The sequence below is a fragment of the Zavarzinella formosa DSM 19928 genome (assembly GCF_000255705.1).
Taxonomy (GTDB): domain Bacteria; phylum Planctomycetota; class Planctomycetia; order Gemmatales; family Gemmataceae; genus Zavarzinella; species Zavarzinella formosa.
Genome location: NZ_JH636448.1, coordinates 108,131 through 125,424, shown reverse-complemented (window position 1 = coordinate 125,424; position 17,294 = coordinate 108,131). Strand labels below are relative to the sequence as shown.

Annotated in this window: 11 protein-coding genes; 3 read left to right on the top strand and 8 right to left on the bottom strand. The window is 59.5% G+C overall.

All coding sequences use genetic code 11. The annotated features are described in order from the left end of the window. The first annotated feature begins 23 nt into the window (after positions 1 to 23). Complete coding sequence (locus tag BGIM_RS54820; protein ID WP_052640199.1) at positions 24 to 452, top strand: hypothetical protein; 429 nt, start codon at positions 24 to 26, stop codon at positions 450 to 452. A gap of 42 nt (positions 453 to 494) precedes the next feature. Here BGIM_RS54820 and BGIM_RS0139245 read toward each other — a convergent pair whose 3' ends face one another. The 8 genes from BGIM_RS0139245 to BGIM_RS0139210 form a co-directional block, all read right to left on the bottom strand. Further along, positions 495 to 2,549, bottom strand: a complete 2,055-nt coding sequence (locus tag BGIM_RS0139245; RefSeq protein WP_063607951.1) for a choice-of-anchor X domain-containing protein — start codon at positions 2,547 to 2,549, stop codon at positions 495 to 497. A gap of 39 nt (positions 2,550 to 2,588) precedes the next feature. Next, on the bottom strand, positions 2,589 to 3,731 hold the full coding sequence (locus BGIM_RS0139240) for a lactonase family protein (protein WP_020475076.1): 1,143 nt from the start codon (positions 3,729 to 3,731) through the stop codon (positions 2,589 to 2,591). A gap of 329 nt (positions 3,732 to 4,060) precedes the next feature. Next, on the bottom strand, positions 4,061 to 5,026 hold the full coding sequence (locus tag BGIM_RS0139235; protein ID WP_020475075.1) for an acetamidase/formamidase family protein: 966 nt from the start codon (positions 5,024 to 5,026) through the stop codon (positions 4,061 to 4,063). Positions 5,027 to 5,045: 19 nt separating this feature from the next. Next, a complete protein-coding gene (locus BGIM_RS61850; protein ID WP_020475074.1) occupies positions 5,046 to 9,671 on the bottom strand; it encodes a DUF4340 domain-containing protein in 4,626 nt (1,541 codons plus the stop codon). A 29-nt stretch (positions 9,672 to 9,700) separates the two neighbouring features. Continuing rightward, positions 9,701 to 12,361: a hypothetical protein gene (locus tag BGIM_RS64020; RefSeq protein ID WP_157369772.1), complete on the bottom strand. Its 2,661-nt coding sequence runs from the start codon at positions 12,359 to 12,361 to the stop codon at positions 9,701 to 9,703. A gap of 48 nt (positions 12,362 to 12,409) precedes the next feature. After that, positions 12,410 to 13,360, bottom strand: a complete 951-nt coding sequence (locus BGIM_RS59070) for an ABC transporter permease (RefSeq protein ID WP_020475072.1) — start codon at positions 13,358 to 13,360, stop codon at positions 12,410 to 12,412. Positions 13,361 to 13,390: 30 nt separating this feature from the next. Further along, positions 13,391 to 14,110, bottom strand: coding sequence for an ABC transporter ATP-binding protein (locus BGIM_RS0139215; protein ID WP_020475071.1), 720 nt, complete (start codon positions 14,108 to 14,110; stop codon positions 13,391 to 13,393). A 116-nt stretch (positions 14,111 to 14,226) separates the two neighbouring features. Continuing rightward, the gene (locus tag BGIM_RS0139210) at positions 14,227 to 15,528 is read right to left on the bottom strand and encodes a nickel-dependent lactate racemase family protein (RefSeq protein ID WP_029631563.1); all 1,302 of its coding nucleotides are present in this window, start codon (positions 15,526 to 15,528) and stop codon (positions 14,227 to 14,229) included. 426 nt (positions 15,529 to 15,954) lie between these two features. Between BGIM_RS0139210 and BGIM_RS0139205 the strand changes: the two genes are divergently transcribed. Both BGIM_RS0139205 and BGIM_RS0139200 read left to right on the top strand, forming a co-directional pair. Continuing rightward, entirely contained in the window at positions 15,955 to 16,779 is an 825-nt protein-coding gene (locus tag BGIM_RS0139205; protein ID WP_020475069.1) for a transglutaminase-like domain-containing protein, read from the top strand. After that, on the top strand, positions 16,776 to 17,231 hold the full coding sequence (locus tag BGIM_RS0139200; protein ID WP_020475068.1) for a gamma-glutamylcyclotransferase family protein: 456 nt from the start codon (positions 16,776 to 16,778) through the stop codon (positions 17,229 to 17,231). The genes BGIM_RS0139205 and BGIM_RS0139200 overlap by 4 nt, the downstream gene beginning before the upstream one ends. The last annotated feature ends 63 nt before the right edge of the window (positions 17,232 to 17,294 follow it).

The following is a 17,294-nucleotide window of genomic DNA, read 5'->3' as shown; positions in this document are numbered from 1 at the left end:
CTTATCAACTGAGGAACAATCTCATGCGATTCTCTGTGGCTGTTTTGTTATTGATTATTGGCGTGGCTGGACAAAATCTGTCCGCCTGTAGCTGTGCCGCGCCTCCGCCGCCGAAGGCGGAGATGGAGTGGGCGACGGCGGTGTGTCTGGCCGAGGTGGTCAAACTTGAAGACGACGGTCAGTATTGGACAGTAACGCTCAAGGTGGAGAAGTGGTGGAAGGGGGGCGAATCGGCCGAGTTGACCGTTTCCACCCACAAAAGCGGGGCCACCTGCGGATACGGTTTTAAAAAGGGAAGTCGTTATCTAGTCTACGCTGGGGCGGCCATGAAGGACAAACCCCTTCCGGTCAGCCTTTGCAGCCGGACAAGCACGGCGAAGGAGGCCGAGACGAACGGCGATTTCAAGGAACTCGGCGAGGGGAAGGCTCCGGCCTCGTCTCCCAAAAAATAGCGGCATTCTCCCGCTGGCAATCTGGATTTCGCTTGAGGATCATCACCGCACACGGACTTCGACTGGCGGGCTCCAGTGACCACACCGGCCCGTGCTATCCCGCCAGCGGGCCCGAACACGGTATTCTCCCGGTTCTTTGAAGGTCTCGGCCGGGATCTCGATCTTTGAGCCGGATTCAACGTCTTTTCGCCAATACGGGCTGAGTTCATACCAGCCAAGTTTGCCCACCCGGCCGACCCGCCACTCCAGCGCGGCTTGCTGATGGCCGGCGAGTGATTTGAACTCGCTCGCTTGAAACTGCTTGGCATCGCCGGGTAGTTGTTCCACTTTCGGAGTGGCGGGGATTTTGTCGTCTTTTGCCTCGTGATTCAGATATCCCCAGCCGTAACCACGCTGGTCGCCGTCGTTGGGGGCGTAGTTCTTGACAGGCCGGGAATCCGTGCAGAAATCGATGAGGTACTTCTCGAAGCCGGCAAAATCGTTGGTCGCCAGCGTCCGCTTCCAAGGCCCGCCGAAGTGTGAGCCATCGGCCGGATTCACATAATACGACCCTTTCTGATTCATTCGCGGATGCTGGTTCCAGATGGCTTCGTCAAGCCGGGGCCAGTCAACCTTGAAGCCTTTGGGCGTGAGAGCCGCCCCCAAATCCATGACCAACTGGCCAACCTGCCCGCCGGTTGGGCCCGGGTTCGCGGCGAACAGATCGAGGATTTCACGCACCCGGTTGCGGTATTCGAGGGCGATCTTCGGATGGTTCAGGCAGCCGACGGCTTCGATGTAACCGGGTTGGTGGTGTCGGGGGACGAACATCATGTCATTGTCCCAAGGGATCGGCAGCCAATGCCCGTCCGGATGACGGTAATAACCGTGGTTGCCATCGGGTCGCAGATCGACGTTGCCCATCAGCCGATTGATGGCGTGGAAACTGAAGTAAGCGGGCAGATCCAGATTCTCACGCCACCAGCTTTCTTTGGGGTTTGACCTCATGCCGGTGAGAAACTTCTCCCACACCTTGTCCGCGTCGGTCATGCCCTTGGGAGTGTGCTTCAAGCCGCTTTGGGTGCTGAATGTGATGCCGTCCGGCAATTTCTGGTCGGCGAGCATCTTGGGCTTCATCTCGCCGATGGCGACATAAAGCCCCCAGAGATCGCCTTGATATTGATCCTTGGCGTTGACTTCCTCGGCATGATCGACCACTCGCCATTGAATCCAAGTGGCGGGCGGGCTGGGAACCCCGGCCAGCCGATAGGCCCGCATCGACAGCACCTCATCAAGACCGGCGACGCCGCGCAGAACCGGCAAATAAGGCGTTGAACCGCCGGGGTTGAGATTCAGGCTGTCACAGGTATCCGGAAACGGAATCCCATCGTGATCCACGAGCGGCAGGTCATGACCGCGATTGAACTTCACACCCCACTTGTTCTTCCCGGAGATATGGGCGCTCCCTTGTCCCCGGTTGCTGAATTGGATGTGATCGTAAGCGATACCCCGATAGACAATCGTGCCCTGTTGTTTCTGTTTGTGGGCATTGCCATCCCACTGGCTCTTGGCGACATCTTCGTTTCGGGCAATCAATCGGAGCGATTGCATCGTGCCGAGAAATTCTTGAGAGAAAACCAGCGGCGGCGTCTTCCCCGGCTCCCGGCTTCCCGTCCAAGGAGCAGTGCCGGCATCGCACCACCAGGCGAAATTGGGACAAGCCTCATCGGCGGGATATTGCTTCGCTTTGCCATCCTGTTCGGTCGCCACCACGCGGTAACGAATCAGCCAGCGATGCTGTTGATATTTCGCCGGGACTTGGACGCTGAAAACACCGTCGCCAGCCTTGGCGTCCCCGTCTTTGCCGTCATCGTGCATCGGCAAATCGGTCCAGCTCTTTTCGTAAGCCGGATCGGATTTGCGGATGTATTTCCCCGGCTCGACCGCTTGCAGTTTCAAAACCGCCTTGGTCACGCCGGGCGCCAATTGGGCGGTGACCAGCACCGGCACATCCGGTTTCGGCTGAACAGGCTCATGCTGAATCGGAGATTTTGGCTCGGCCGCGAGCGAGTGAGCGGCTGAGACTGTGACCATCAAGACGGGTAATAGCCAGCGCATCGCGGCGACTCACTCTTGGGAAACAATGCAACATCCATGTTATGGCAAAAGCATGATGCAAGACGGGCTTGTCTGGCTGACCGGGTCGCCGACTGATTTCAACTGCCCCGTTTTGCCGTCAATTTTGAAGACCGCCAAATTGTTCCCCGGCATGTTGGCGCAGAGCAACCAGCCGCCGTCGGCCGTGATTGCCAGATTCTGCGGTCCCTTGCCAAGACTCGGCTCGATGGCGATGAGGGACAATTTTCCGTCGTCCCCAATCGAGTAGCATGCGATGCTGTCATGCCCGCGATTGGTCCCGTAAAGGAAACGCCCGTCCGGCGTGATCTTCAAATCCGCGCAATAGCTCTCACCCTTGAAGTCTTTCGGAAGCGTCGGGATCGTCTGCTTTTCCGTCAGGACGCCAGACTCCGCGTTGAAATCGAACACCGTGACGGAGTTCAGCAACTCGTTGATGGCATAAATCCGCTTCCCGTTCGGATGAAAGGTGAGATGTCGGGGTCCGGCTCCGGCCGGCGACTTCGTGAAAGGCGGCTCGTTCGGCGTCAGTTTCGCCGTGGCCGGATCGAGTTTGTAGCAGAGGATCTGATCCAGCCCCAAATCGGCGGCGAACGCAAGGCGGTTGTCCGGACTGATGACAATACTGTGGGCGTGCGGCTCTTTCTGACGTCGGGGGTTCACGCTGGAGCCTTTGTGCTGGTGAAACGACACCGGTTCGCCGAGCGACCCATCAGCCTTCACCGGCAGCGAGGCCACGCTCCCTGAAGAGTAGTTCGCCACCAGGACCGACTTGCCCGTCTTGTCAACATCGAGATAACAAGCGGCCGTGCCTTCCGCTGACTGCCGATTGAGCAGTTTCAATTCGCCAGTCCGGCCAACGACCGCGTAGGCCGCGACGTGTTCGTTTTCCTTCCCGCCGAATTGCTTCGCGTGAATCGAGTACAGAAACTTCTTGTCCGGAGAGAGGGCCAGGAAAAACGGGTTCTCGACCCCGCCGATACGGTGAACCGGCTTGAGTTTGCCCTCTTTGGTGTCGAACTCGTAGGCATGGATGCCCCCTTTGTCGCCGGGGGCAAACGCCGAAACGAAGACAAGAGGATCTTTCGCCAACGAAGGGGATATTGCCGCGAAGATGGCGGAGGCCGCCAAGGCAAACCTCAAAAACGGCCGGACAACAATCATCGAAAGAGCTCCTCGGCAGGGGTGAATCACGGTCCTTCGACCATCTCGATTGGGCCGCGATCCAGACCAGTTTCTGCCGACGCCCGCGCGATGTCAACCATCTTGTTGCCCCTGCCGCAGATATTGACATCCAAATGAAATTTGGCTCATCCCGGATGAGCCCCGTAACTGATAGGGGCGGTTCTTGGGGATCGGCATTCAGGGTAGTGTGTCGGCTTGGGTTCGCGCCTCTCTGCCTATCCTCCGGGTTCAATCCTCTCGGGTATTAGATGTAAACAGGGTTCTCGACAGGTTCTTGACAAAAAATCCTACCAAACATCTGACAGGCATTACCCAACCAGATATTTCGTCGGGATCTCCGCTCCTGCCACATAGTTCAACTTGGCCAGCTTGCACATCTGATAGACATTGATCCGGAAATCCGGGCAGGTGCTGACGAGGCAGTAGGCATCGACGGCCGAGAAACCGTATTCTTCGACGAGCCATTCGATGAGTTGAATGGTGGCGGTTTCCACGGCGACTTCGAGGGGGCGGAAGGCGTAGACCGAGACGATGGAGTCCGGCTTGCGGATGCGCATCCACGGGATGCGTTTTTTGGGCAGGAGTTCGACTTTTAGCCGGACGGTGGATTGGGTCTCGGCGGCGGTGCCGGTGAATTCGGTGTCGCCTTGCGAGGCGTGGACGTCTCCCAGATAGAGCAGGCCGCCGGGGTGCCAGACGGGGAGCAGGATGGTGTTGCCGGGGGCCACGTCGCGGATGTCGAGGTTGCCGCCCCATTCTCCCTGGCCGTCGAGGGTGGTCGTCACTTCGCGGTCGGGGGCGACGCCGATGGTGCCGATGAACGGGGTGATCGGCCACGAGATTTTGTCATTGAAGTGAAGCGTGCCGTCGCGGGTGGTGCCGCTCGGGCCGGGGGTGTGTTTGAAGATTTTGGTGGTGTATTCGGTCGAACAATCCGGAAAGCGGGTGGATTCACCCAAGGGGCCGCGTTTCGGGCCGACGGCCACCCATGAATACGGCTCCACCGTGATGCTCTCGATGGTGATGGCCACCGCGTCGCCCCGCTGGGCGCCTTCCACATACACCGGGCCGGCGATGGGGTTGACCAGCGGCGGATGACGGTCAAAACCGGGGCGTTTGCCGGGGATCGCCTTGTCCTCGGGCGTTTTGAAATAGCCCACGCTGGCGTCCCATGTTTCCATCTCGAAGGTTTCGCCGGGCGAAACCTTCAGAAGAGGTTCGTCCCGCCAGTCAAAGGCGAATTTTTTAGCCTGTTCTCGAACGATTCGTTGCATGAGATGGATTCCGGCGGGGTTACTTCTTCGGTTCTGCGTCCTTCTTGGACTCATCCTTTTTCGGTTCGTCCTTCTTGGGTTCGTCCTTCTTGGACTCATCCTTTTTCGGTTCTGTGGCCTTCTTCGGCTCGGTCTTCTTCGGCTCCTCCTTGGGAGGAGACACCAAGAAGCCGACCCGGTCGCGGTTGATTTTGGCCGTGTCTCCGGCGTTGAGGACAAACACATCCTTGCGGCCCGGACTTTGGCCATACACCCGCTTTTGCTCATCCACACGGCCCAACAACAGTGTGCGGCTCTGGCCCCCTTGCGTGTTGATGGTGATTGTCTTGCGGGCCGGATCGAGGCCGAAGATTTTGGCCCCTTCCTTGGCGTCCGTGTCCACGAAACGCTCGGCCTTCAGCCCGGCGAAGGCGTCCAGAAAATCGGTGACGGCGGCCGTGTCGATCTTGTCGCCCATGTTCACGGGATCGATCCAGCCAGTCGGCCCCTTGGTTAATTTGAACGACCCCGGCCCCTCGGGAGTGTCAACGATCACCATCATGGCTTGGGCGACATCAAGCGGTTCCCACAAGGCTCGCTTGCGATATTCGGCCCGGAGTTTGGTGGAAAGGGCCATGTCGAGCAGCACCACCATGTCGCCCTTGTCGAGCTTTGCATAGCTCCGCATCGTCTCCGTCGGCTTGGTCGGATCACCGGCTTTTTCGGGCGAGCCGACGAGCAGGTTTAACACTTCCTTGTCTCCGTTGAACCACTTCCAGCGGTCGGGCTTGTCGAGGCCGTAGGGCTTGAGGTCGGCCGGTTTCTCGGCGACAATTTCCTCGGCCCGCAACCGGGCGAGCAAGTCCAGCAGTTCCCGCAACCCCTCGTCCTCGGCATCCCCCTCGGCGGGTTGTTTCACTTTCCAGACGCCGCCGACTTTCTCGAAGGTGGTGTCCTTGCCGTTGCGGGTAACGGTCGCCTTGTCGGCCGTCACGAAACTGGCGAGGTTGCGTTCCCGAAACTTAATCGGGTCAGCCAGCATTTTCTTGGACATGAACGCGGACAGCACAACGACGGTGCTGGCTCCCTCGGCTTGGGCGAAGCGTTCGCCCTCCGGCTTAGCCGGGTCAACCGGGGCGCCGATCTTCAGGGCTTTTTCGACGGTTTTGGCCCCTTTGCCGATCATCTCCAACTTGAGCGTGGCGGCCGGTTTGTCCAGCCCGAACTTCGGCAGGTCTTTGCCTTCGATATCCGCGATACGCTCGGCCCGAAGATTGCCCAACCGGTCGGCGAGTTCTTCAACCATCGGTTGGTCGGCGGCGGTTTTGGCCGGTTTTGTAATCGACCAATTGGCGGCATCCATCGTCAATTCCAAGTCTTTGCCATCCATCGTGCGGCGAATCGCCTGCAGGTCGATGGGGTCGAACTTGAAGATGCCCCGGTCGGCCAGTTCCAGTTTGCCTTTGCTAAGATCGCGGGCCGTGGTGACGGCCAGAACGCCAACGGCATTGCCGCCATCTACCCGCATATAGCGGTCGTTCGGCGTCCCCTCGGCCACTTTGCCGATTTCCAGCGTGTGCGTTTCCATGCCCAGACTGACCTTCAGCGTTACCGGCTTGGAAGCAGGATCGAGGCCGTATTTGGCGAACGGCAGATTCGGGCCATATTCGGCAAATTTCAGGGCGGTTAGATTGCTCAGATAGCGGATTAGTTGATCGACGGTCGGCCGGTCCACCGGGAAGACGGCCCCGACCGGCTTCCAGTCGTTGCCCTGCTTTTCCAGCGTGATCGGGCCATCCGGGCCGGTGAGTTCCAGCTTGGTGACGGCCGACGGATTGAGGCTCAGCAGTTTCTTGTTGAGCAGTTCCAACGCGGGTTTGTCGAGATCGGCGAAGGTCTTGTCGCTCAACACGAACACGGCCGGATTGGCGTCACCCTCCAGTTTGGCAAAGCGGCCGGGTTTGCCTTCTCCCTCGGGTTTGCCGATCAGCAACACCCGTTCCTTGGTGGTTTCCTTGGGTTCGTCGCCCGGTTTGGCGACCAGCCGTTCGGTCAGGGTGAAGCGAACTCGCAAGGCGGGATTGTCCAGTCCGTATTCCGTGAGGGACTTGGCGACATGGGCTTCATATCGTTCGGCTTTCACGGCCGACAGGGCCGTCGCCAGCGGGATCACCGCCGGGGCATCCACGGCCGCCTCGAACGGGGCGGTCAGTTTCCATGTCCCGCCTTCTTGCTTCAACGTGTATGGCGTCTCTTTGCCCCGGTTCACTTCCGCGACGGCCAATCCGTCCGGGCTGCCGTTCCACAGTTGCGTCGGCAGCAATCCCAACGAACCGGCCGCCAGAGTTTCGGGCACTTCTTTCTTGATCGTAAACACGCTCGGCGAACCATCCAGCCGGGCGTAATATTCCGGCTTGCCATCGCGGGCTTTGCCGATGACCAGTTGACGGGCGGGCATTTCCTTCGGACCGCCGAAGTTCAGCGTGACGGTGGCCATGGGCTTGTCGAAGCCGAATGAACCGGAGGCGGTCTTCAACAGGTTTTCGCCAAGGGCGCCGAGGAAGGCGCCAATGGCCGCGAGGTCTTTTTCCCCCGGCGGGTCGTAAACGTATTCGGTGGCTTCCAAACTCCCCAAATCAGCCAACAGTTTCGCGGATTTCTCGGTGTCCGTTTCCGTGGCGACGGGTTCGGTCAGGCGGTAGGTCTTCTTCGAATCGAAGGTTTCCTGCAGACCGAATGTTCCCTTGGCTCCGGCGACGCGGATAGACTCAACCCGGTCGTCCCCGAGATCGAAGAGTTTCAACGCCCGGTAGGCCCGTGGTTGCCGGTCGATCACCGCCCATGCGGCATCATCCACTTGGTTGATGCGGTTCGGCGTGGCCGGGGACCAGACGAAGAATTTTTTCTTGGCCGCATCGTGTTTGCCCACCAATAAGGTACGGGCGGGAACTTTGGCTTTCTCGTCGGAAGTCAGTTCCACGGTGATCGCCTGATCGGCCGTCAGCCCCGCGAGACGAAGATCGATGGCACCCATCGAACCAGTGATGGCATGCAGGGCGGCGCGGTCGATGATGTCCCCGCGTTTGGCCGCGAGCCGGTCCAGCGGGTCGAGCAGGTCAGTCACCTGCTTCGTCTCTGCCAATCCTCTGAAGGGAGCGGTCAGATCCCAGCGATCCGTCCGGGCTGATTCGGATTCGGCCTTCGGGTCCTTCTTTGTCTTCTTCAAATGAAGCGTCTGGTTCGGTCCGCGAATCTCCACTCCGGTGACGTGTTCGGTCTCGAAGCGGACTACGTTCGCGTCGCGGAGTTGCTCGTGGGCCTTGCCGGTGAATTCAACCTTCGGTCCCTCGGGCGGCGGGGGCAGCAAGAACACATCCTTGAGCCTCTCTCCCTTGATCTCGAACACCAGCGGGGTGTTCGGGAGTTTGGCGAAATAGTACGGTTCCTCGATCACGCGGGGCGGGCTTGGCGGCTGGCCGGGGATCATTGGCGGCGGGGCGGGTTCCGTCCGTTTGGTGGTGCGGGAGACCTTGCCGACCAAGAGCGTTCGCGTCGAACCATCGGCCATCGTGACCGCCAGCGTCATCGGGGGATTTTTCAATCCGGTGATGTCAAGGAACGGGCCGTTTTGGGAATAAGAATCCGCTTCAACCACGCCGCCGACATAACGGATCGTCGAGGTGAGGGGCATGTCGCCGAACAAAACGGGGCTGAAGCTGGTCAGCGACAACAACGGGTCCGGATTGATGATGAACTGCTCCACCCATAGATCGGGGATGGCCGTCAGCACGTTCTTCAATTTCACCGGGTCCGCCCGGTCGGAGACAGGGGAGACCAACCGCCAGCTTTCGGCGAGGGCGCTGGCCGGGAGGATGGCCTCGCCGGTCGGCTTGTCAACGGGCGGGGCCGGTTTCGGTGTCGGGGCGACTCGGGTGAGGGTGTATCCCCCGTTCGGGCCGCTGACATTGATGGCGGTGACGGCGTCCGTCATCAGAAATGTCGGCTGGGCGCTTCCCGTGTCGCGGGCGCTGTCGGCGATCTTCACTCGCTCGGCTTCGGGGAACACTTGCCGTTTCCGGTAAAAATCGAGCGGCCGCCGCAGGATGGCCAAAACATCCTGACTGACGCTGTACACCGAGGGTTCGTCGTTGACTCGCACAAACGCGGGCATCAAAAAGGGATTGCCGCCGGGGGCGGGAAGAGGCTGGCCGAAACTCAAATGGATGAGCTGAATCTGCCCTTCCGGAGACCGGGTGACGACGTCCGCGAAAATGGGTGATTGATTGTGGGACGCGATCAGGCCAAAGTTTCGCAGATTTTCCTCCGTCCCCATCGGGATCGGCTGAAACCGCGATTTGAGGTTGGTGATGACCCCGATCAACTCGCCGACTTCATTGCGCCGCACCGGCCAGTTGCCGGGGAGCTCCAACGGCAAGCCGGGACCGGCGGCCGTCAATTCCACCGGAGTGCTGCCCGCCACACGGACGGTGATGGCCGAGATCCGGTCGGCGCGCAGTTCCCCCAGCGTGCCCGAAGTTTCGCGGGGCTGCGGGTTGATCGGCTTTTCCGCAAGGCCGGCCATTTCCGAAACCGTGTCCCGTTTCCAGACCAATGCCCCGACGGCCCCGCCGACGAGAAGGAGAACAAAGGTTGTGCGAAAATTCATGGCGGTCGTCCGTCCAGGGAGAGAAGGTCTTAGCGAACACGTCGGATCATCAACACCATCACGCCCACATAAAAGAACAGCAGCGGCAACCCGAGCAACGGCCCCCATTGCCAGTAGAACAGGTTGGTTTCCGAAAGCTCCGTGCGGGGATAGCTCCAGGTCTCCTCCGTCCGGGGGAGGCGATCATCCCGTTGCAGCAGCCAATTGCAGGTGTTCAGCAGCAATTGCTCGTGGGCCGGGCTGAGTTCCTCGCCGATAAAAACGCCGCCGTTGCCAATCACGGCAAGTCTTGCAGTCTTTGGCCGGGTCGCCGTGATCAAGTCCAGCGTGTGACGATCTTTTTCCAAGAGGGACGCGACGGTCATCAATCCGGCCGTCAATCCTCTCTCGACTGGCATCACGGCGGCGGCGAACAGTCGTTGGGCGGGCGCTTGGTCATGGCTATCAGACCATTCCGGAGGGATCTGCGCCTCAAAAGCCACTCCGATCGGGAACGGCCCCCGACGAATTTCGTCCCGAGTTCCTTTTTTCGGATCGTCGAACGGCGTCGCCTCGAATCGTGGCGGGATGGGAATTGTTCGGCCCGGAGCGATCTGTCTCCGGCGAGGCAGGGGAGATTCTTCATTCCACGAATCACCTGTTGTTTGCAAGAACTCAGGCGAGACCGTCAGTTTCTTGGTCAGATCGGGGCTGAAATAGACCGGCCGGGGATGGCGAATACGGATTTCAAGCGGTTGTCCGGCGCTGTCCGCAATGACTTTCATGGCTTGAGCGATCGCGTTTGGCCGCTTGTCTTTGGAAATCGACGGAAAAACCACCGGAGGAATTTCGGTCGGATCTCCGCCAAGCTGGCTGTCGGCCTGCCGGGCGGCAAAGCCTTCCGCCTCGTTGTCGTACAAGACTGTTTGCCGCCCGAGTTCCAAGCCGACGTCTCCAAGCAAACGCTCGAAGTCGTCCAATGGCTCCGAGGTCGAGGGCGACCGGGGATCAATGTTCGGTCCGATGCACGCCAGCACCGGTTTGCCGGCCGCCATAAATTCCTTGACCACGGCGACCTGCTCTTTGGACATCCGGTACAAGGAGGAGGGGATGAACGATGGCCCCATGTTGTCGATGAGCGAATGGCGGGGAATGATGAGCAGATCACAATCCGCGACCATCCGGGTCAATTTGGCCCGCAAGTCAGTCATGCGGCGGTCTTCAAAAGCCCGATCCTTTCGCATCAGGATCTGTACCTTGGTCTCGGTGTCCAACCGTTTTTTTTCCAGCTCGCCCAATCGTTCAGAGAAGCGTCTCAGGGCGTCTTCCACTTCTCGCAAACTTTGCTGACGAACCTCTTCGGTCACCTCACGGCGGAGAGGAGATCGATATTGCTTGTTGAGTTCCTCAAGCGAAAGTTCCTTGAAATCTTTGCGGAATGCCGATGCTTGCTCTTCCTGTTCGCGATAGAGCAGAATGTTTCCTTCGAGTGCATCCAGTTTCGCCGCCAATCGATCAAATTCGCCCTGCTCTAAATTGTCGGCGGCAGGGGCTGGCCCCTCGTCCGATCCCCAGTTCATTAACAGCACGTCTGTCACCTCGAAACCGTGCTGTTCGAGTGAGACACCGAGGCCGCGGGCAGAGTATTGAGACTTGCCACCCTCGCGGCGCCGGGTGGAGAGGGCGGGGTGAATCGTCATCAAGGCGATCTTTGGCTTCCTCTCCTCAATGGCAATCACCCGTTTGGCGAACGATTCCACGCCCTGCGGACGCAGCACGAGATTGCCGCGGGCTTTTCCATCGGCATCCGGGTTGGCGGCCTTGGAGGCGGTCTTGTCCAGTTGGAAAAACTCGTTGAAGCTCATCCGGGGAATGTTCCCCTCAAACGTGACAACCTTTTCCGGGGCATTCGTCAGCGGCTGGACGGACAACTTGCGGCCGTCGGCCTGTCGCCGGGCGGCTTCCTCGGTGGTGAGGGTTTCCACCCGGTCGTCCGCATAGAAGAAGATGCTGTTCTCCGGGGCGGCGGCAATGGCTTCCCGCAATCCGGGGCGTTGGCTGGTTTCCTTGTTCAGCAACTTGTCGAAGCCGATGGCCTCCACGTCGAGCGAAACCACATGGAATTGAGGGCCGATTTCGCGGAACTGATCGACGAGATCGCGTACCTTTTCGACGACTTTGCGCTCGGCGGCATAGTCGTAAATATCTGGCTTCGTGGAGAGTTGGCCGAATGTCTTGTGTTGCTGAAGAACCACGATGGTCGTCTGACCTTTAAGGTTTTTCAACTCGCTGACGACGCTTTTCGGCAGAGTGAATTCACGATCTCGTGTCAGATCCCAACGCTTTGGATATTGGAAGGCCAGGAAGTTGACGGCCAGCAGAATGCCGACTGCCAGCACGGTTTGCACGGTCGAGTTGAACCCGGCCGCCGAGCGTCGGCCGGAGCCGAACAGCGAGGTCAGCAGTTCGATGATCACCACAAGAGCCGCCAACGCCAGCCCCAGGAAGAGCAGGCAAGCCCCGATCATCGGCGTCTGGCCAAGATGCCCGTGAGTGGCGGCTTCAAGCGTGGAATGGTTCCAATCCGGGAGGCTTGGCCCGAGCAACAAAGCCCCGACCCCGGCGGCGAACAGGCCGGTCAGGCCGAGCATGCGCCCCCCCAACCGCAGGCGGCTGCCCCATCCCAGATTTTGTCGTGCGTCTGCTTTCATCGTCGGCTACCGTGGGTGTTCATCCGGGAAGACTCTCAAGGGCCGAAATCACCGCCAACGGCGGCTTTCCACACTGCGGACCGTCAGAAACAAAAACAACATGGTGGCCGTCACATAAAGCATCATGTGCCGGGTGTCCAGCACGCCGCGAGTGAAGTCTCGGGCAAAATGCAACGGAACCGTGAAGGAGGAGACGACCCGGAAGGTATCCCCGGAGGCGTCGATGTACGGGAAGAGCAGCACTCCGGCGATGAACGGCAACCCGATGGCCAGCGACACGATGGCCGCCACCATCTGACTCTTCACCAGACTGCTGACAAACAATCCCAAGGCCAAAAACATCGCCCCGGCCAGCAAAATGCCGATGTAAGAGGTCAGCACGGGATACGGGTCGATCCCGGCGGTGAAACTTGCCAGATGATTCGCATCATGCCGATAGTGAAAGTATCCCCCGGCGGTCGCGATCAAAGCCCCGGCAATGAACAGCAAAGCGCCCCGGCTGATCCAGCCGATCGGCATCATCGCCAGTCCCAAGGCCGCGAGAACCAACCCCGCCACGAACGGCACGCTGTACGGCGTCCACGCCGAGAGGTTCCAATCCACTTTCAAATCCATCACCACCGGCAGATAAACGGCGGTCGGCATCCACATGAACAAGTAGAAGCCGTAACAGGCGACATACTTGGCGAAGACCAACTGCCAGTCCCGCACGGGGGAGGTCATCAGCATTTCCAGTGTCCCGGAACCCCGTTCCTCGGCGAACAGCCGCATGGTGAGCAGCGGTGGAATGAACAGAAAGACCAGCCAGAAGCGATCTTCCCCGAGCATCAGGGACATCGGGTATTCAATGCCGCGAGGTCCGTCGCTGGTGAGCAACTTGAGCGTGATCACGAACAGACTGCCGGTCACCAGCAGGAAGACCGTCAGCACGACATACGCGATCGGCGACAGGAAATACGCGGTGAACTCGCGTTTGATGAGGGCCAGTGTTGGTCGCATGAGGTGGGTCTCGGAGGGAGTGTCGGAAGGTCAGACCATCAGACCCGTGATTTTCAAAAACACATCTTCCAGAGTGTTGGCCCGGTGGATGGCCCGCACTCCGTCCAGGGTGCCCTGCACGGCCACCTGTCCCTGATAGATGATGATGACCGAGTCGCAGGTCATCTCAACCTCGGGCAAAATGTGCGTGGAGAGCAAAACCGTGTGATCGGCCCCAAGTTCCTTGATGAGCTTGCGGGTTTCGATGATTTGCGTGGGGTCCAGCCCCACCGTCGGCTCGTCGAGGATCAGCACGGCCGGGTTGGCGAGCAAGGCATCCGCAAGGCCCACCCGTTGCCGGAAACCTTTGGAGAGGGTGCCGATCAGTTGGCGCCGAACTTCCTTCAACCAGCAACGTTCCATCACGAAGTTGCTGCGTTGAACGGTTTCCCTGCGGTTCATTCCCTTCAGGCCACCGCGAAAGTGCAGATATTCCTCGACCCGCATTTCGGTGTAAAGGGGGCAACTTTCCGGCAGATAGCCGATCTTGCGGCGGGCGGCGATGGGGTCCCAAAACACATCTTTGCCGTCGATGGAGGCCCGGCCGGAGGTGGGGGTGAGATACCCCGTCAACATCCGCATGGTGGTCGATTTGCCGGCCCCGTTTGGCCCGAGAAAACCAACCACCTGGCCCCGGTCCACATCAAACGACACGTCCTTGACGGCCGCGTAATCGCCGTAAAACTTGGTCAGGTGTTCGACGTGGATCATGGTGTCGCGTCACGGTGTGTTGGAATCATGGTCTATCAACCCGCCGCCGATTCGTCTCCAAGGCGAAGGATTCAATAGTCCCTTAACCCCTCTCCGGCAAGAAGGTTTGTGTAACCTCAGTGGGCTTTCTTGCGGCGTCCCCGCACGGAATGGGGGAACAATTTTTCCTGTTCAATGTTCCCTTTGCTGTCGAACGGAATGGGGATGGCCTCGTCCGACACTTTCAAGTCGGCCTTCTGGCGGGCCAGAGCGGCCAGCGGGGCCGACACCCACATTTCGGACACTTCCAACGTGTTGGGAATAATGACCACTTTCAGTTTCTCGGCAATCGGCTGCCAGCAGGTTTGAATCGCCATGCCGATGGTTTCGGCATCCGTTTCAAAGGCGAACGGGATTTGAGACCGTCGCAGGAAACAGGCCGTCAGGTTGTTCATCCGAAACGGAATCGGGTCGATGGCGGCGATCAGTCGGTTGGTGGTCAGGTCGGCGATGCCGACGCCGGTGGCGTTGCCGTGGCTCTCGGGGGACACATCCAAAACCACCATCCGCGTGACTTTCGGGCGGTTGGTTTCCAGTTCCGGGGCCGCTTCGATCAACAACCGGCCGACGACGTTCGGGTCGATCCCGGCGCCGGAATAATTCTTGCCGAGTTCGCCGATAATCAGCACATCGATTTCATCGAACGGAATCGTGCCAATCATCGCCTTGGCCCGGTCAAGCAAGCCGGGTTCCACGGTCATCAACTCATCGCGATCCACCACTTGCAGATGAGCGGTCTCCTCGTTGGCGTTTTCCAAAATGCCCAGCCCGCCGAGGAATTTCGTCTTCTCGATGATGACTTTGGCCGATTCGGGTAACATTTGCTGCAACCCTTTCCAACCCCAACGGTGATGCTGGTTGGCTCCGTCGCGCTTGCCGAGACCGATGACGCACATCTTGGCGATGCCGGACTCCAACGGCCCCCGGTAATCGGTGTGCGGTTTGATGCGGGCGAGCGCCACCACGCCATCGGCAGCCACCGCATTGCGGTCCCACCATACGGGATCTCCCCAAGAGTTGACGCCGATTTGCTCGGTTTCCATTTCCGTCTTCACGGGGACGCCGAGGTTTTTCTCCGTGATGCCATACTCGGCCAACAATTCCCGCTGGCCGTCGGCCGTCGCCCCGCCGTGCGATCCCATCGCCGCGACGATGAACGGCTTCGTCCCCAGTTCCAAGAACACATCCACAGTGGCCTTGGCGATCACATCAATATGCCGAATCCCCCGCGACCCGCAGCCGATGGCAATCCGGTCACCGGGTTTGACCCGCTTGATGAGCCGCGACGAGAGCCATTGCCGCCGCACTTCGCCCGCCACGTCCGTGATGGTCGGCTGGGGGGCGGTTTGCAACACACGATGAAGAACCGGAAGAGACATCAGGGGATTCCCACAGGGGCGGGGTGATTGTTTGCTTCCCCTCTTTGTATTCACCGGCCGAGAGACGCCGAAGGGGGAGAGAAAACTTGAAAACCCTTGCGAAATTTTCAGACTCACGGCCGACGGTTTTATTGTTCGGCAGCAAAGGATAATCGCTTTTTGATTCCATTCCCGAGATCGCTTTGGAATGTCAAATCCCCCTGATTCCATAGCATAACGGGGTTCCTCTCCTGAAATATCCGCGTCGGGACCGGCATTGGCCGAGATCCTTTTCTTGCCGTTGACGGGCGGTTCCGATCCGTTGTCATCGGCGTCATCTGAAATAATCAAACGCTGCAATTGCCCCCGCCCGTGATCGGCGCTGTCGGCGGCTTCCGGATGCTTTTTGCTCCGGGACGCGGACGTTTTTCACCGGGAACAAGGTTTATGCTGCTTCACGTCAATTGCGAAATCGGGTTTATCCTTCCGGAGCCGACGGCCATCGTCCTGATGCTGCATCTGCATCCCTCGCTGTCGTTCCGGACCCGGCGATTTGAGCGGTTGGAGACGGTTCCTTATGTCCCGGTGATGAAGTACTTTGACATCTATGGCAACCAATGCGCCCGCGTCCATGTCCCGGCGGGGCATGTGGTGTTTCGCAACGATGCGATCGTGGAAGACAATGGCCTGACCGACCCGCAAGCCTCCAACGCCCGCCAACACAGCGTGCAGGATTTGCCGGACGACGCCTTGCTGTTTCTGCTCGCCAGCCGATATTGCGAAGTCGACAGCGAACTCAAGGAAATTGCCTGGAATACGTTTGGCCATCTCCCGGCCGGCTGGCCGCTGGTGCAGGCGGTCTGCGACTTCGTTCATCGGCATGTTCGCTTCGACTATATGCAAGCCCGCGCGACCCGAACGGCGTTGGACGTCTACCGGGAACGCATCGGCGTGTGCCGGGATTACATGCACTTGGCGATCACCTTTTGCCGTTGCCTGAATATCCCGGCCCGTTATTGCACCGGATACCTCGGCGACATCGGTGTTCCGAGGGCTGCCTCTCCGATGGACTTCAGCGCGTGGTTCGAGGTTTATCTTGGCGGGAACTGGTACGCCTTTGATGCGCGAAACAACATCCCCCGCATCGGCCGTACCCTCATGGCCCGCGGCCGGGATGCCGCCGATGTGGCTCTCACGACCACCTTCGGCGTGAACAAGTTGGAGTCCTTCAAAGTGGTGACCGAGGAAATCTTCTCGATGAGCATGGCATGACCGAATGGTATTTTGCCTACGGCAGCAACCTCTGGACCGACCAAATGGCCGCGCGCACCGGCCCGGTTGCCGAAGGCGAGGACCGGCCCCGGCGAGCTTTCCTGCCCGATCATCGCCTCACCTTCGATGTTCCAGGCGAGAACGGGCAGGTGTTTGCCAACATTCATTCACCGGGAGCGGGTGTTCATGGCGTTCTTTATTGCTGCACTTCGGACACCTTAAAACGGCTGGACGAATTTGAACATGGATACGAGCGGCAGAGAGTGACCGTCGTTCTTGAGAACGGCGACCGGCAAGAAGCCTTCGCCTACTTCGCCGGGCCGACAGGGCTTGTGCAAGGCCGCCTCCCAACTGCCGAATATCTGCGTCGCATCCTGACGGGCGCGAGGGAACACGGGTTGCCGGATTGGTATGTCCGCGAAATTGAAGCGTGCGCTTCCGCATCGGGTTAGATGTATCGTCTGGACCGATCATCAAGATTCGGGCGATGCAAGCCAAACACCGGCTTGCATCGC